Genomic DNA, 15,808 nt, shown 5'->3' on the forward strand with positions numbered 1-15,808 from the left:
GGTGGTAGGCAATCTCACCCTTGAGCGCGGACTCCGGCAGCAGCTCGACCACATGTTGAAGTAGCCCACGCTCGCCAGTCAGCCGGAGGCCGTCGACCCGGACGCGGCAACCAACTCGTCGATCAGCCGACCGCCTTCGCCCACCGCGGCGCGATCGACAGAGTCCCCTCCCCCATTCTCGATCACTTTGCCCCGAGCGCGGCCGACTCCGGACACGGCGAGGGACGGACAAGAACAACGGAGAACGGAAGAGGCAACGGACAACACCGTCGAACGGGAGACACGCAGCCACAACCATCGACCACGAAGCACCGATGGCCGCGGGGAGCTAACATCTGGTCGAGCTTCGTTCCGGACTGCAAGGGGTTGTCATCGCTGGCGAAGGGACGCTGCAAGAAGATTTGGGCGATGCCGGGAATCACCTGACAGTTCAGGCACAGATCCGGTAGCTATATCCAGGTGCACGACTCCGCAGAGACTCCCGAGGTCGACGACCGGGCCGCTGCTGGGCCTATGGAAGCCCCACGCAAGGACGGCATAAGGAAGCGCGTTGCCGGCGCCACCATGAAGGCCGGGAAGGGCTTCCTCAAGGACGACAGGTTCGTCGCCGCGGACTTCGTCGCGACGACCGTCTTGCTGAAAGCTCTCGCCAATAGGCAGGGCACCAACAAGGACATCGAGAACTTCGAGCTGCTGCCCGACGCTGGCGCCGAGGACTTCGACCCGGCCCATACCGCTGTAGCCGATGGCCAGCCTCACCGACCTCCTGTATTGCATCCAGTAGCCGGGAGCTTGGTGAAGCTCTCCCCTGGTGAACGAGCAGCCGAGGAAAACAAGGCGAAGCGCAAGGAGGACACGGGGAATGACCTCCCTCCTGGATACAAATGTCGTCCACCGCATTTCAGAGGCGGCCCCTCGGAAGGTCAGGATCCCCCTCAAGCCGCAGCCTGTGCGTTGGGGAGCGCTGTCCTTGCCGGTCGTTCTCGTCAGTGCCAGCGGAGGCGATGCAGAACGCTCGCGCCGTCGCTGACCTACGGTTACGTGGCTTGACGTGGCGCACGAGAGTCTATGGTCGGCACTCCATGGCGCCATTACAGCGCTGGAGCAGCGCCTTCAACTCCGGGTGCACAGGGAACCCAAGACCGGCTTCAAGCTGAGCCAGTTTATTCTTCCTCGAAGGCCCCCAGCTCAAAGCACATACGCCCTCCGCCAGCGGGTCGGCAGAAGTCAGCACACAACCCGGAAACGGCCTGAATCCGCAGGAAAAACAGGAAGGGGCCAGAGCTGAAGATCTGACCCCTGACCTCGGGGCTCTTGCCCTGACCAGCAATTTCGGCCGATCAAGGAATCAGGCACTACACATTGAACCGGAATGTCGACGCCTCGGCAGTGACCGGCGGGAACGCCCCGACGCAGCGTCCGATCCAGCGGGCACCCAGCAGTCGGTTCCGTAAAGGGTTCGCGGGCTCGCATCCGCGCATCCCCTTGATCCGGTCGCGACCGGATGAAATCAGTCTTTCGAGACCATGGAGATGCCACCCGAAGCGATGGAGAAAATTCTCGCAAACGCCTTTCTCACCTCCGGATCTCGATCAATCCTTTCCAGCGACGCGAGCACCTCTGGGGCGATGTCGATCGTTGTCACTCCTCCTGCGGTGTCCCCCTTTGCCGACGGGAAAAGCACGAGGCATCGATAGGAGCGAACGTCACCATTTCGCCCCTCCCGCAAGATGGGGCAGAGAAATACGGCGGCCTCCTTCACCTGCCCACGGAGGGACTCTTCAGATGACCACCGCGTTGCCCATCCTTCCCTCTCTGCCCGCAACTGCAGTTCAAGCAGATCCGCGAAGCGGACCTGGCACACGCGAAAATCAGGATCTGAAGACCGGACGAGTGACATAGGCGCTACTCCCCGCCAAGAACATCGACACGGATGGGAGTTTCGGGATCGATACGGCCATCGCCCACCCTGGTCATGAGCTCATCCCATCGGTGGTGCCCACCGAGTACTTGCCCTCCGGGCGAAACAAGGAATCCATCCCCTGGTCCAGCATTGTTGAATGACGCCACAAGCTCATCGTTACTCAGGTATTCGTGATACCACTGCGAACTCGGATCGCGGGTACTCTGTCCCTCAGTGTACCGGGAAAGATCACGCGCTGGTTCGTGGTGGCTTGAGAATTCGTCATCGTCCTCGCAGCCGAACAGACCAAGGGGATCCCGCCAACGTGAGGGGTTCAGTACATAGCTGACCGGATTGGCGGCCGGTCCGAGCCCGAGCGGGTCCGGGCTGGCATACCGCCCGGTGTCGGGGTCGTAGTGCCGGAAGAAGTTGTAGTGCAGCTCCGTCTCGCGGTCGGCGTACTGCCCGGGGTAGCGCAGGGGCGTGTACGCGGTGGCGTTGCGGTTCCAGGCTGTGGAGCCCCAGGTGGTGGTGCGGGCTTGCCACGCGAGATCGCCGTCCTCGCTGATGAGCTCCGTCGGCATACCCGTGAGGTCGGTGGCGATGGCGAAGAAGCGGGTGTCGACTTCGTCCTGGGAGAGGTGCTTGCGTTCGTACTGGGCAAGAGGGGTGTGTCCCTTGTGGTCCCAGGTGGTGGTGACGCCGGTGGTGCTGGAATGCTCCTCGGCGAGGCGGGTGCCGTCCCAGGTGAACGCCACGGTCTCGGCCGGTGATTGACCGTCCGCGGTGAGGCGGCTCTTGGAGGCGCGACGCCCGAGGGCGTCATAGGTGTAGGCCCAGTGGGTGCCGTCGGGGGTGGTGCAGGCCGTGAGGCGGTCTTCGGCGTCCCATGCATAGCGCCAGGTGTCGGGCTTGGCCGACAGGCGCTTCTTCTGGCGGAGTGTGATGCGGCCTGCGGCGTCGTACTCGTAGCGGACGCGGCCTGCGAACTCCAGACGGGTGCCGGCGTAGGTGCGGGGGCCGCGGGCCTCGTCGTGGCCGGCCTGGTCGGGCCAAGCGGCCTCGGTCTGGTTTCCCGCGAGATCGTAGCTGTAGCGCTCGATCCAGTTCTCGGCGCTGACGCCGAGGGGGCGGCCGATCGGGTCGAGGGTGAACTCGCGGCCGGTGCCGAGGCGTTCGTCGGTGATGGCGGTGAGGTGGCCGTCCGGCCGGTAGCGGTAGGTGCGGGAGGTGAGGGTGCGGCCGGGGGCGGCGGCGGCGCGGGCGACGAGGCGGCCGGACACGTCCCACACCGAGGTCACCGAAACCGGGGCGTCGGGGGTGCCGAAGGTGCGGGTGGTCTCGCGGCCTGCAGCGTCGTGGGTGAAGGCGAGGGCGTGGCTGCCGATGTCGACGCCGGTGGTGCGGCCTGCGGCATCGTAGGCGTAGTGGGTGACGGCACCCGTCGGCGTGGTGCGGGAAGTGCGGCGGCCCAGTTCGTCGTACGTGTGGCGGACGGTGCGGCCGTCGACCGTCTCCGCCAGCACCCGGCCGCGTACGTCGCGTTCATAGGCGACGCGGGAGGTGGCAGTGACGGCTTCGAGGAGGCGGCCCTGGGGGTCGTGCCGGTAGCGGGTGACGTATCCGGCAGCCTCCTTGGATGTGATGCGGCCCAGGGAGTCCCGCTCGTAGGTAACGCTGTCGCCGGTGGGGGTGATACGGGTGGCGAGGCGCCCCGCGGCATCGTGACCGTAAGTGGAGGTCCGGTTGTCGAAGTCGGATTCGGCGGTGCGGCGGCCCGCTTCGTCGAAGGTGTAGTCCCAGGTCAGGCCGGCGGGGTCGGTGACCTGGGTGAGGCGCAGCTCGGTGTCGTAGGTGAAGCAGTAAGTGGCGCCGTCGGGGGTGGTGCGGGAGACGAGTTTGTCGAAGTGCGTGTACGCGTACGCCGAAACGCCGCCCACCTGATCTGTGTGCCGGCGGAGGTTGCCTTCCCCGTCCCACTCCCAGGTCTCCCGGGCGCCGTCCGCGCCGGTGCGGGTGGCGATCTTGCCTTCGCGGGTCCACTCCAGGTGCGTACGCACTCCGAGTGGGTCGGTCAGTGCGACTGGGCGCCCGAAGGTATCGCGCTCAACGTGCGCGGTGTGGCCGAGAGGGTCGGTGTACGAGGTCGGCAGGCCGACCCCGTTGTTCGCGTAGCTCGACCTGGAGCCGTCCGCGGCGATGATCTCGGCGACCGCGCCGGTGAGGTCGTACCCGTACCGTGTGACGGTGCCGTCCGGCGCGGTGTGCTCGGTGAGGTTGCCCCCCTCGTCGAATGCCTGCCGCCAGACCGAGCCGTCCGGCGTGGTGATCTCCACCGGCAGGTTCAGGCCGTTGTACACGGCGCGGACCGTGGTGCTGTCAGGCCGGTGAACTGCGGTGAGGTTCTGGGCGTCGTCGTACGCGTAATGGGTGGTGTGGCCCAGCGGGTCCGTCTCGGCGAGGAGGTTGCCGTGCTCGTCCCACTCACGCCTGACCGTGTTCCCGAGCGGATCGGTCTCGGCGATCACCTGATGCTGGGCGTTGAACCGGTAGACGGTGACGGCACCCTGGGAGTTGACGTACCGGGTGGTGCGCTGGGCACGGTCGTAGGCGAAGCGGCTGGAGAGGACACCATCCGGGCCGATCGTACGCACGACACGATGCCACTGGTCGTACTCGTACCGGAACGTCGAGCCGTTCCGGTCCGTCCACGAGGTCATCCGACCGAAGCTATCGTAACCGAACTCCAGGGCCTTCCCTGAGGAGTTGACCACGTGGGTGACGTTGCCGCTGCCGTGGTCGTAGCGGTAGGACTTGATCTCGGCCGGTCCGTCGGAGGTGTCCAGGGCGAGGTAGGAGACGCGGCCGGCCTCGGTGTGGATACGCACGACGTAGCCGCCGCTGTGGTGGACCGTCGTCGGGGTGCCGTCCTCAAGGCGGGAGAGGGCGATCTCGTTGCCGTTCCGGTCGACGACGCACTGCAGCCAGAACCAGCCCGACCGGGAGGGGGAGTCGGCGAAGACGCGGACGATGCCGGTGCGCCGGTCGGTGATCTCGTACGTGGTCTCGCCGAGCGCCCCGGTGCCGGCATGGACGAGCGGCAGCCATGCCCCGGTGACGGGATAGGACGCCCCGCCGCTGCCCGCTGTTGGCAGCGACTCATACCGCAGCAAGGAGCCGTCCTCACGGGCCCAGACGACCCCGTCCTCCGCCACCTCCAGACGTTCGTCCAGCGCAGAGGCCCATGACGGGCCGAAGAACTGCCCGTACCGGTACGAGGACAGGTGCGTACGGGAGATCCGCAGCGGCAGAACACCGGGCAGGTCGAGATCGGTCTCCGTCTGCAGCAGCTCGCCGCTGGCGACGTCGACCGGGTCGTTCTCACAGGGCCGGTCGCCCGTGGGGCGGCCGGTGAGGTGTGGGTCGCTGGTGGAGCCGTTCATCGAGCCCGGCCGCACGTTGGACGGCTTGTCGCCGCCGCCGGGGCGGCCGCCGCCCGTCGCGTGGGGCGCGTGCGGTATATCCTCCTTGCCACCCTTGAAGAGCTTGTCGAGCTCCGCAGCGTGCTTGGCGTCGTTCTCCGCGTGGTTGGTGGCGACCTTCTTCAGCCGGTGGCCCGCCCCGTGGTACATGTCCTGCACCGCCTTGCCGGCGTCCTTGCCAAGGGTCTTGCCCAGCTTCTCGGCGGCGTGTTCCAGCGCCTTGACGATCGGGTTGCTCATACGAAGCTCGCCCCCGCCGCCTTCGTCCCGAATTCGGCGGCGTGCGATGCCACCGTCCGTGCATGGCCGTGCAGCTTCTCCGCGCGCGCGTGCAGCGCCTCCGGATGGATGGAGAAACTCTCCCCAGCACGCCCCTCGCCCCCGCCGCCGGCGGAGACACCCAGTGCGGACTGGGCAGCCTGGAACACCAGGCCGCCTACCGCCCTGCTGACCGTCTCGACCAGCGGATCGATGGCCGCCTCGATGACCTGGCCGATGATGTACTGCTCCAACTGCTGCACCAGATAGTCCATGAGCTTTTCGGCGGCCTCGATGACCAGCGCCTCGGCCGCCTCCGCGATCCCCAAGGTGGCGACCGCGGCGGCCTGATCGGCGACGAACGTGATGGCCAGCACGGTGAGTTCGGCGATCGCCTCCAGCTTCATCGCCTCGATCGTGTCCGCCGAGACATCCAGTGCGTCGGCCACCACATGGCAGGCGTTGACCAGCTCCGCCATGTGGCCGTCGGACATCTGCCCCCACTTGGCCAGCAGCGCCTCGTACGACACACCCTGATACACGTCTTCGAGCTGCTTGACTGTGGAGGTGCATTCCTTGTGGGTGTCATCGACCTTCTGCGCGAAATCCCGCACGTGGGAACCGAACTCGCGGACCTTGTCCTCATTGATGTCCGGCCAGTTCACCCCGATGAACTGAAGGAACGACACCACCTGACCAGGCAGCTCGATCGCCATACCTGTCCCCCCTTGTTGAAGCCCCACAGCAGCTCACCAGATGGTGTTCAAGGGGGTGCAAGGGGCGGGCAAAGAAATATTCGAGGCAGGGTCATCAGTGTGTCTTCTGGTGCGGTTGGCAGCTTCTTTGATCAATTGCCTTGGGCGTGGCCAGGTTCAGTTGGCAGGCGGCGGCCTCGGCGACGAGGCCGGCCAGCAAGGGTAGTCGGCGACCGGGTGGTCGCCGGGGCGGCCGTGTGTGGTCAGGCCGTTCCGCTCGACCACATCGTCTTCGGCCTGACTGACGACGGCGCGCCGGCCGAGCTGAAGGAGCGCATGGACGGCGCCGTTCCCGACGACTCAGTGACTGTCTTCCCTTTCTCCGGCTCCGGAGATCCGTGGTACTGGGCAGGCATCTACGATGACCTTGCCAGCATCAAGCCCGGTCTCTTCGTCCTGGACAACGTCATCGGAGCGCTCGCCCCTGGTGAGGACATTGCGTCATCCGTCACCGCGCAGCGCATCGTCAACAGTCTCCGACCGATCAGCGATCTCGGCATCCCTACGCTCCTCGTCACCCACACACCCAAGGGGACGGGAGAAGGGATGTGCGTTGCGTCCTCCCCGATCGGAGGCCGCGCCATGGGCGCTGCCGCCCGTGGCCTCATCGCCCTGCGCAACTCCGGCAAGCAGGGACGGCGGCTCCATACCGCCAGCAACCGAGCCACCGAAGAACTCGACATCCCCGTCACCGTACGGCGCGCCAGCGCAGACAACGAGATCCCCGTCTGGGAGCGCATCGAGCCCGGTCTGAAGGCCGTCAGCCTGCCCAAGCCGGGTCCATGGGATGAAGCCCTCATAGCCCGCATCCTCGAGAACAGCCGCGCGAGACAACCCTCAAGGCCCTGGCCGACAAGTATGAGCAGGCTGTGGACAGGAAGCCGGGAAGCTGAAGTGGCGGCCTGCCCGAAAGGGGCCGCCCACAGGGCGAGACGACTTACGTACCTACGTGTAGCGGCGAAGAAGCAAGGCGACATGAGCGGCCGTGGGCCGCTTGGAAGAGTTAGGCGGCTAACCGAAAGCCTTCGCCTTCCACTTGCAGACCTTCGCCGCCGCTCCCCTTTAACTCGCCGTTGCCGCTCGCCTGGCTCTACCTGCTTCGATCACCCCTCCGCCGCCGCGTTGCGTCGTCAGTCGAGCCCTGCGACTACTCCAGGATGTCCAGCTTGGGGAGGCTGTCCACGATCTTCATCGTCTCCAGGCTGACCGTGACGATCCGCTTGAGCAGGTCGATGATGTAGCGCGGATCATCGGACCAGTCGTTAGGGTCGTTCACGATCCCGCTGGCCTTGTCGACCTTCACCTGGTACCGGTCGATGATCCACTCGATCGCCGAGCGCGCACCGAGCTGGTAGCGATACGCCTCCTCCGGGATGTTGGAGAGCGTGATGCGCTTGTTGTAGACGATCGTGGACCGAACCGCCTCGCCCGACCTCTTGACGATCTTCATCTTCGTCACCCGGAACAGCTCCGATGGCGCGGTGTTCGCGCTACCACCGCTGACCTCCTCCACGATCCCGTCGTACGGCGCTACGGTCTCGTAGCCGAGGTGGAGGTCGGCGAGCACTCGGCCGGCTTCGGCGAAGCCGCGGAAGTCGCGCACCTTCGGGATGCGGGGCAGCGACTTCTTCAGGTCGGCGGCGAACTGGGTTCGGTAGTAGGGGGAGTGGAGCAAGCCGTAGGTGTAGTAGAAGACGTCGTTCTTGGTGATCGTGTCGTCGGCGTACGTCTTGCGGTAGTCGCGGAGGCACGCGTCGGTGATGTTGTCTACACGCTCGTAGGCGTCGCCGTCGCTTGTGCCTTCGCTGGATGCGAAGAGGTCATCGCCGGTGCTCAGCTCACGGTAGGCGTAGCGGGGGAAGAACTTGCCGCCGCTACCTGCCCCCGTGACGTGACGGTCGGGTAGGCAGTCGAGCATCATGACCGAGAACGGCACTGCTGACCCTTCCCCAACGACATAGAAGCCGAGGTTCTCGTGCTCGGGCGTCGGGAACAGGCGGGGGAGCTGGGAGACGATGTCGTTCAGCTGCGAGTCGAAGTACAGATGCTGCTTCGTGAAGGGCCGGTACGTGGACGTGAAGAGACGTTGTCCGTCGAAGGCATACCGCCGCCCCTTCGCGATATTCGTCTTGTCCGGCCGGTTCCAGCTGATGTTCTTCGGGTCGTTGTCGATGTACCGGTCGATGTCGGCTGCTGACGGGGAAGCCAGTGCTGTCTCTTCGCAGTGCGCCTCGAAGCCGCGGACCTGTTCGTTGTAGAAGTCGATCGTCGACTCGACGTTCTCCGTGAGCTTCGGTCGGGAGAAGTTGTAGACCCAAGAGTCGCGGCCAGTCATGAGGCCGTTGGAGTGGAGGACGAAGACCGACCGCTCCCGCAGAGCCTTGTCCTTCTCGCCGATGGCCTGGAAGGTAGCGAACCGCTCGTCGCGCTGGTTGATCCAGTCGCCCTCCGGGCTCGGGGAAATCTGCTGCCATTCCACCGTATCGAGGGCCTGGCCGGACACGATGCGGAGCTTGTCCTCGCGGTTGAGGTAGTCGCCGATGTCCCGGTAGTGGAGCTGGCAGCCTTCGCCCGTGCCAGCGGCGGTTCCGCCCTTGACGAGGATCAGGACGGCAACGGTGCTTCGGCTGCCTGAGCCGAAGACCTTGCCGCCCTCCTTACGGGAGAGTTCCCCGGCCGTGCGCTGGTTGCCGCGCAGGTTGTAGCAGTAGATCGCGTCGAACTCGTTCACCAGGGAGAGGCGTAGTCCGTCGGCGGTGTTGCCATCGATGTAGCCGCCGTTGGAGACGTAGGCGATGACGCCCTCGTCCTTGATGCGGTCCGAGGCCCAGCGGATGGCGCGGATGTAGGAGTCGTAGAGGGAGTTCTTCAGCGTTGCTGATGACTTCGCTGCGTAGGTCTGAGCGATCCTTGCGTCCAGAGCTTCGTACTTGACGTTCTGGTTGTCATCGTTCTGGCTGTCCTGCCCCGCCGAGTACGGCGGGTTGCCGATGATGACGCGGATGTCCTGCGCCTGTTGCTTCCGGACGCGCTCGCTGTTGCCCTCCAGGCCGCCGAAGAGGCGTTCCGCGTGGCCTTCGGCGAGTTGGAAGGTGTCGGTCAGGACGATGCCCTCGAAGGGCGTGTAGTCGTCCGACTCGCTCATGTCCTCGAAGGCGGCCTCGATGTTGACGGCGGCGATGTAGTAGGCGAGCAGCACGATCTCGTTGGCGTGGAGTTCGTGGACGTACTTGCGCAGGATGTCGTCGGGCTTGATGAGGCCGGACTGGAGGAGGCGGACGAGGAAGGTACCCGTGCCCGTGAAGGGGTCGAGGATGTGGACGCCTTCGTCGGACAGGGAGGTGCCGAAGTGCTTGGCGAGGGCCTGGTCGGTGGAGCGGAGGATGAAGTCGACGATCTCGACGGGGGTGTAGACGATGCCGAGGGCATCGGCGGTCTTGGGCAGAGCGGTCTTGAAGAACTTGTCGTACAGCTCGATGATGACGCGCTGACGGCCCTCATGGTTGTCGATGCCCTCTGCCCGCTTGCGTACAGAGTCGTAGAAGCCTTGGAGGGTCTTGGCCTCGTCGTCGAGATTCTGGTCGTCCAGGACATCAAGCATGCGCTGCATGGCCAGGGAGACGGGGTTGCGTTCGGCAAACGCGTAGCCCTTGAAGAGCGCGTCGAAGACGGGCTTGGTGACGATGTGCTGGGTGAGCATGTCGAGGGCGTCGGTCTCGGTAACACCTGGGTTTATGCTCGCGCGCAGCTCACCGAGGAAGGTCTCGAAGGCAGCCTTCTTGTCGGGGAGGGCGAGGGCCGCCTCGATCCGGGTCTTGTGGCGTCCAGCGATCTGGGCGATGTCTTTGGCCCAGTCTTCCCAGTACTGGCGCTGGCCGACCTTCTTGACGATCTGGGCGTAGATCGCGTCGCGCCAGTCCTCCATATGGAGCGTGGTCTGGACGTACTGGGCCGCGCTCGCCTCACCCTGCCCGTCGCCGCGACCGCCCCCTTCGCCAGAGATGGACTCGCGGTCGTCCGTGGCGTTGGCAACCATGATGTTGTCGGGGCGGCGGTTGTTCAGGTCGAGCTGGTTGACGGTGGCGTTGAAGCGGTCATCGTGGGCGCGCAGAGCTTGGAGGACTTGCCATACGGTGCGGAAGCGGCGGTTGTCGGCCAAGGCCTGCTCTGGGGGCATGCCGGCGGGGACGGCGACGGGCAAGATGATGTAGCCGTACTTCTTGCCCTCGGCCAGGCGCATGACGCGGCCGACGGACTGGACGACATCGACGACGGAGTTGCGGGGGTGGAGAAAGAGGACGGCGTCCAGGCTGGGTACGTCGACGCCTTCGGACAGGCAGCGGGCGTTGGAAAGGATGCGGGCCCTGTTTGCTCCGGGGTCCTGCTTGAGCCAGTCGAGGAGGTCGTTGCGGCGCAGGGTGTTGAAAGTGCCGTCGACGTGGTCGACGTCGCACTGGAGGATCTCTTCGTCGGCGCCGTCGTACGCCTGGACGACCTCGCGGAAGCGCTTGGCGAGTTCCTTGGATTCGTTGATGTTCCGGGCGAAGGCCACGGCCCGCTGCATAGGTGCTTCGCCGGGTTCGAAGCCTGAGCCGTCGGCGAGTTTTCCGGTGCGCTTGGCCATTCCGTTCCAGCAGCCGACGATCTTCGCGGCGTCGTCGAGGTTGAGCTCGTTGTTGTCGTCGGCGAGCTGTTGCTGGAGGGACTCGGCGACCTTGCCCTCGTCGATGGTGAGGATGAGCACCTTGTAGTCGGTCAGCAGGCCCTGCTCGACGGCCTTGCCGAAGCCGAGGCGGTGGAACTCCGGACCGTAGAGGTCCTCGTCGTCCATGGAGCACAGGACGGTCTCGGTGTTCTTCGCGTCCGTCTTGGCCTCTTCGCTAAACAGGCGTGGGGTGGCCGTCATGTACAGGCGGCGGGCGGAGCGGATATAGCCGTTGTCGTGGACCTTGACGAAGTTCGACTCGTCGCCGACGGTGAGGGTGGCGCCGGTGGTGCGGTGCGCTTCGTCGCACAGGATGAGATCGAAATCGGGCAGGCCGACCTGCTGCGCCTGGGCGATGGTGTCGATGGACTGGTAAGTCGAGAAGACCACGGTCAGTCCGGGTCCGGCCTCCACGCTCGCGACCTGCTCGATGAGCTTGTCAGGGCTGGTGGTGGCGGGCAAGGCAAGGTCGTGTGTCGACATGTCCGTGCTGTCGGCGTCGACCTTCTTCTGCTTGCTGACCTTGCTGTCGGAGCAAACGGCGAAGCGCCGCATCGACGTCTCGGTCTCGTACGACCACTCCCGCAGGGTCTGCGAGAGCAGTGCGATTGAGGGGACCATGAAGAGCACGGTGGTGTGGTCGCCCTCGCCGCGCTTCGCGCGCTCCTGCTGGAGCCGTTCGACGATCTTCAGGCCGGTGAAGGTCTTGCCCGTGCCACAGGCCATGATCAGTTTGCCGCGCTGGTGGGAGGTGAAGCCTTCGAAGACCGCGTCGATCGCTTCACGCTGATGTGGGCGCGCAGTCTTCTTGCCCCGGAGCCGCAGCTCGACCGGACCCTCGGGAGCGGCGGGAACGTGCCACTCGACCGGGCTTGCCTCGATATCGGCCAGACCGATGCGAGTGACTGGAATTTGCTGGTCATCCAGGGCGGACTCGGCGTTCGTCCCCCACTTATCCGTCGTCGAGATGATCATTCGGCGGGTGAAGACACCCTTACCCGAGGCCGTGAAGAAGGAGTCGAGGTCGGACTTCTGGACGGTGTGCTGCGGCTCGTAGAACTTGCACTGGATGGCGCAGTAGCCGCCGGTCTCACGGTCCTGCGCCACCAAGTCGATACCGACGTCCCGCTTATCGCTCTCCGCGCCGGGCCAGTTGTGGTACATCCACACCTGGGTGAACTGTTCGGACCAGTCTGGGTCCGCTCCCAGGTACTGCACCATGAGCTCCTCGAAGCGGGTCCCTCGATCCCGGTTCACGGTGGAGCTCTCGCGGATCGCCTTGAGAACGTCGTGCACCGTCGTCGCAGTCGTGGTCCCGCTCAACGCGATTCGCACCCCATCACAGTCAGTAGCACGCCCGTCCGCGCGCTTCGTCGGTCACACCAGAATTGCCATAACACTACTGGCGAGTCCCGTCTTCAGGCGTCGAATCGGCCCCCTTGTCAGCGCCCGCTCGTACCCTCACCCGCATCGGTAAACGCAACGGCGAGGGTGCAATGGATGCCGTCCACCGCGCCGAAGGAGCGGTACCGCACGGAGGGCGGCCAGCGTGAAGACAGAAGTCGGCTGCGGCGACCGAAGGCCACACCTTCGCGAAGACGCACAGATCTACTTCAGCCTGACGAACAGTAGCGATGTCGATTGATTGCCTGACAGGTGATGGCTGGGTCCGATAGATGTGTGCACATGGACGACTCCACGCCCGGTGAACCCGCTCCCGCAAATGGCGATCCCGCACCCTCCGTCGAGAAGACGGAGAGCTGGTACGCCAAGCACAAGCCGAAGATCCGCGTTATCGGCGACGTGACTCTGATCGTAGGTCTGGCCGTGGTCGCTTACCTCGTAAGGCAGAGCCCCGGGAGGTACGAGGCCGAGGACATCGGGGATTACGAACCGGCCTCCGACGATGAAGCTACGGACCAGCCTCGCCAGTCCTCCCCTAACCCTGACAGCGACCCCTTCCTCCGAAAGCTCCCCGCCGACCACCAAGCCAGCGAAGAGGCCAAGGCGAGGTACAGGGAGCTGACCGGGAAAGAGCTTCCTGACGGTTACACCGTGGTTCGCCGCTGGATGTACGGAACCGCAGCCTAAGCACCTCGGCGAAGGGTGCCGCAGCCCCTCGTTTCTGTGCAGTGCCGGCGGAGGCCCTGCGGAACGCTCTCGCCGCCACTGACCTGCAGATATGAGATGCCTTGACGTGACGGGTGAGAGACCCTCGTCACCCCTGGAACCGTGGCAGAATCCGAGCTGCTAAGAGCCGGCGGCGGGGAGTATACAGCCCCCAGGGTTCATACCCCACCCCTCGTCCTCTCCTGGTTCCTCGCCACCGCCTCTACGATCCATCCCATGATCAAGCTGACGTGGGCGCTGATAGCCGAGCATGCAGACGCGTGGACCGGGAGCGATGCGGCACAGGGCGCGGCTGTCCTCGAAGCCGGAGTGGGGGCCGTGGTCGACGCGAGCGGCATGAAGCCGGAGACCGTGCAGCACTGGCGGACCGACTTCCTCGGGCCCGTGGTCGAGTCTCTGCGCACTGAGGGGACGGCTGCGCTCGCACGGGGTGAGTCCTGGGGCAAGGCAGCCGGGCCGTTCCTGGCCTGCGCTTCCCCAGTCAACTGAGCGCCGTCCGCCTCGTCGGGAACCTCGAAGAGGTCGAGGTCCGGCTGCCTGAGCTCAGCTCGGCAAGTTGATCCCCCGACAAGCGAGGTCGGGCGGCAGGGCCTGTGAAGCCTAGGTGTATTGCCCTGTGAGGTTGGGGACGCGGCTGGCGGGTGGCTGGCCCTTGAGGGCGGTGTGTCCGCGGTGGTGATTGTAGGTGTGAAGCCACTGTGGGAACGCTTGTCGGCGTTCGGTCTCTGAGCGGTAGGAGCGGGCGGTGGCCCATTCGTCGAGCATGGTCCGGTTGAGGCGTTCGACTTTGCCGTTCGTCTGCGGTCGGTAGGGCCGGGTTCGCTTGTGGGTGATGCCGGCCGCCGTGAGGGCGCGGCGCCAGTCGCGTGAGCGGTAGCAGGCGCCGTTGTCGGTCAGGACGCGTTCGACGGTGATCCCGCAGGCGGTGAAGAACGCCTGGGCGCGGGCCCAGAAGCCTGTGGCGGTCTCCTTCTTCTCATCTGTGTGGATCTCGCTGTAGGCGAGGCGGGAGTGGTCGTCGACGGCGGTGTGGATGTAGCTGTAGCCGGCGCCGGAGCGGGTCTTGCGGCCTGCTTGGCGGCCGAGGGTTTTGTGGCCGCCGCCGTCGGGGATGTTGCCGAGCTTCTTGATGTCCACGTGGACGAGTTCGCCTGGCCGGTCGCGTTCGTAGCGGCGTATGACGCGGCCGGTGACCCGGTCCAGGTGGGCCAGGCGGGCCAGGCCGAAGCGGGTCAGTACGCGGTGCACGGTCGAGGGCACCAGGCGTAGCAGGTGTGCGATGCGGGCCGGGCCCCACCGGCGCAGAAGCCGGACCTTGATGATGCGCCGTTCGGTGCGGTTCGGGGTGCGGCGCGGGCTCGTGTGCGGGCGGCTTGACCGGTCTGCCATGCCCGCCTCCCCGAACAGCCGGTAGCGCTTAGCCCATCGCTGAGCTGTTGTGGGCGAGACCTGGAAGCGTTCAGCGGCCCGACGCAGTGGCCAGCCGTCCTTGACCACGCAACGGGCCAGACGCAGCCGACCGGTCTCTGTCAGAGGTGCATTACGGTGAGGCACGAGGGCCTTTCTGGTCGCCGGTGCAGATGTCGCAATCCACACCAGGCCAGAAGGCCCTCACCCATTTCAAGATCACTCAGCCGAGACCTGCGTCACCAACCTCCGTGGACAGAACACCTAGGGCTCTGTCTGCATGTATTCCGCGCGACTGTCTCCGGACCGCTCTGCCTCCGCACTCTCCTCCCGCTCGCGCATCATGGCCTCATAGGCTGCTTGGACCTGCTCCCGTGGGAAGCAGAACCTGTTCAGTACCCACCAGACATCCTCGGCCGTCGGTTCCGGGGCATTGGCCAGTTGCAGTTCGATCCACTCCTCCTTGGTCATCTTCGATCCACTCCTCCTTGGTCATCGGCTTCTCCGCCTCGGGCTTCTTCGTCACGGACTCGCCTCTGTTCGATATCGCGTATCCGACCATCGTTGTCACCTCTTCGGCCGGGCCGACCTCTGCTGCCCAGCGGGGAAGCCGCCGGGGTAGACAGGGGCTTGCTCGGCTCACACACGCCACTTCTGGCGCACCTCCTGCCCGTACTACTTGCCATCCCGTGGGTGCGCCGAGGGGCCCTCCCCCTCCGCCCTCAGCACCAGGGCGAACGACGTGCACACGCGCCGAAAGCCCTTATGCCCGCTGCGTCCTGTGTGACCCATGCACTCAACGTCCACAGTCGCCCCGTCCTCCGACGGCCGCGCAGTCCACTCACAGTGGAGGCACTCCGCCTCGAAGGTCATGTCCGTGTTCGGGTGCTGTGTGATGCGGTGCTGCACGTAACGGAGGACAGCGCGGGCCATTACTCGCTCCCGTGTGCGTCGCGCAGGTGAGCCCGCAGGATCACGTTCATGTCCGACACCTTGGAGTAGTCGCCGATGGACACGGCGTTGGCCCGCTGCACCGCGAAGCCGAGACACTCTCGGCAGCCCGGGACGGGCTCCGGTCGGGCCGGCGGTAGGGACAAGGCCACCAGTTCCGGCATCGTCGCCTGTTCTCCGCGCATCTCGTACGCCTCCCCGCATCTTGTCGAGGAGG

The 15,808-nt window shown here is 65.6% G+C and carries 10 protein-coding genes; 3 read left to right on the forward strand and 7 right to left on the reverse strand.

Annotation, left to right across the window (positions count from 1 at the left end; genetic code table 11):
• The first annotated feature begins 459 nt into the window (after positions 1–459).
• Positions 460–1,050, forward strand: coding sequence for a hypothetical protein (locus tag D9V36_RS15965; RefSeq protein WP_129294363.1), 591 nt, complete (start codon positions 460–462; stop codon positions 1,048–1,050).
• A gap of 460 nt (positions 1,051–1,510) precedes the next feature.
• Here the strand turns inward: D9V36_RS15965 and D9V36_RS42615 are convergent, their stop codons facing one another.
• The 4 genes from D9V36_RS42615 to D9V36_RS15985 all read right to left on the reverse strand — a co-directional run bounded on the left by D9V36_RS42615 (position 1,511) and on the right by D9V36_RS15985 (position 12,438).
• The gene (locus D9V36_RS42615; RefSeq protein ID WP_277753447.1) at positions 1,511–1,645 is read right to left on the reverse strand and encodes a hypothetical protein; all 135 of its coding nucleotides are present in this window, start codon (positions 1,643–1,645) and stop codon (positions 1,511–1,513) included.
• 260 nt (positions 1,646–1,905) lie between these two features.
• Complete coding sequence (locus D9V36_RS15975) at positions 1,906–5,625, reverse strand: DUF6531 domain-containing protein (protein ID WP_129294365.1); 3,720 nt, start codon at positions 5,623–5,625, stop codon at positions 1,906–1,908.
• Positions 5,622–6,359, reverse strand: a complete 738-nt coding sequence (locus D9V36_RS15980) for a WXG100 family type VII secretion target (RefSeq protein ID WP_129294366.1) — start codon at positions 6,357–6,359, stop codon at positions 5,622–5,624. Before D9V36_RS15980 ends, D9V36_RS15975 begins: the two co-directional genes overlap by 4 nt.
• A gap of 1,186 nt (positions 6,360–7,545) precedes the next feature.
• Positions 7,546–12,438, reverse strand: coding sequence for a DEAD/DEAH box helicase (locus D9V36_RS15985; RefSeq protein ID WP_206739676.1), 4,893 nt, complete (start codon positions 12,436–12,438; stop codon positions 7,546–7,548).
• A gap of 351 nt (positions 12,439–12,789) precedes the next feature.
• Between D9V36_RS15985 and D9V36_RS15990 the strand changes: the two genes are divergently transcribed.
• Positions 12,790–13,194: a hypothetical protein gene (locus D9V36_RS15990; RefSeq protein WP_129294367.1), complete on the forward strand. Its 405-nt coding sequence runs from the start codon at positions 12,790–12,792 to the stop codon at positions 13,192–13,194.
• Positions 13,195–13,449: 255 nt separating this feature from the next.
• Entirely contained in the window at positions 13,450–13,722 is a 273-nt protein-coding gene (locus D9V36_RS15995) for a hypothetical protein (RefSeq protein ID WP_129294368.1), read from the forward strand.
• A 111-nt stretch (positions 13,723–13,833) separates the two neighbouring features.
• On the opposite strand, the gene D9V36_RS16000 is transcribed toward D9V36_RS15995, so the two are convergent.
• The 3 genes from D9V36_RS16000 to D9V36_RS16015 form a co-directional block, all read right to left on the reverse strand.
• Complete coding sequence (locus D9V36_RS16000; protein ID WP_129294369.1) at positions 13,834–14,787, reverse strand: IS481 family transposase; 954 nt, start codon at positions 14,785–14,787, stop codon at positions 13,834–13,836.
• 117 nt (positions 14,788–14,904) lie between these two features.
• Entirely contained in the window at positions 14,905–15,111 is a 207-nt protein-coding gene (locus tag D9V36_RS16005; protein ID WP_129294370.1) for a hypothetical protein, read from the reverse strand.
• Positions 15,112–15,572: 461 nt separating this feature from the next.
• Positions 15,573–15,776 (reverse strand): hypothetical protein, encoded by a 204-nt coding sequence (locus D9V36_RS16015; RefSeq protein ID WP_241720888.1) that lies wholly within the window; start codon positions 15,774–15,776, stop codon positions 15,573–15,575.
• Between the last annotated feature and the right edge of the window lie 32 nt (positions 15,777–15,808).

It is taken from the genome of Streptomyces lydicus, assembly GCF_004125265.1.
Classification (GTDB): domain Bacteria; phylum Actinomycetota; class Actinomycetes; order Streptomycetales; family Streptomycetaceae; genus Streptomyces; species Streptomyces lydicus_C.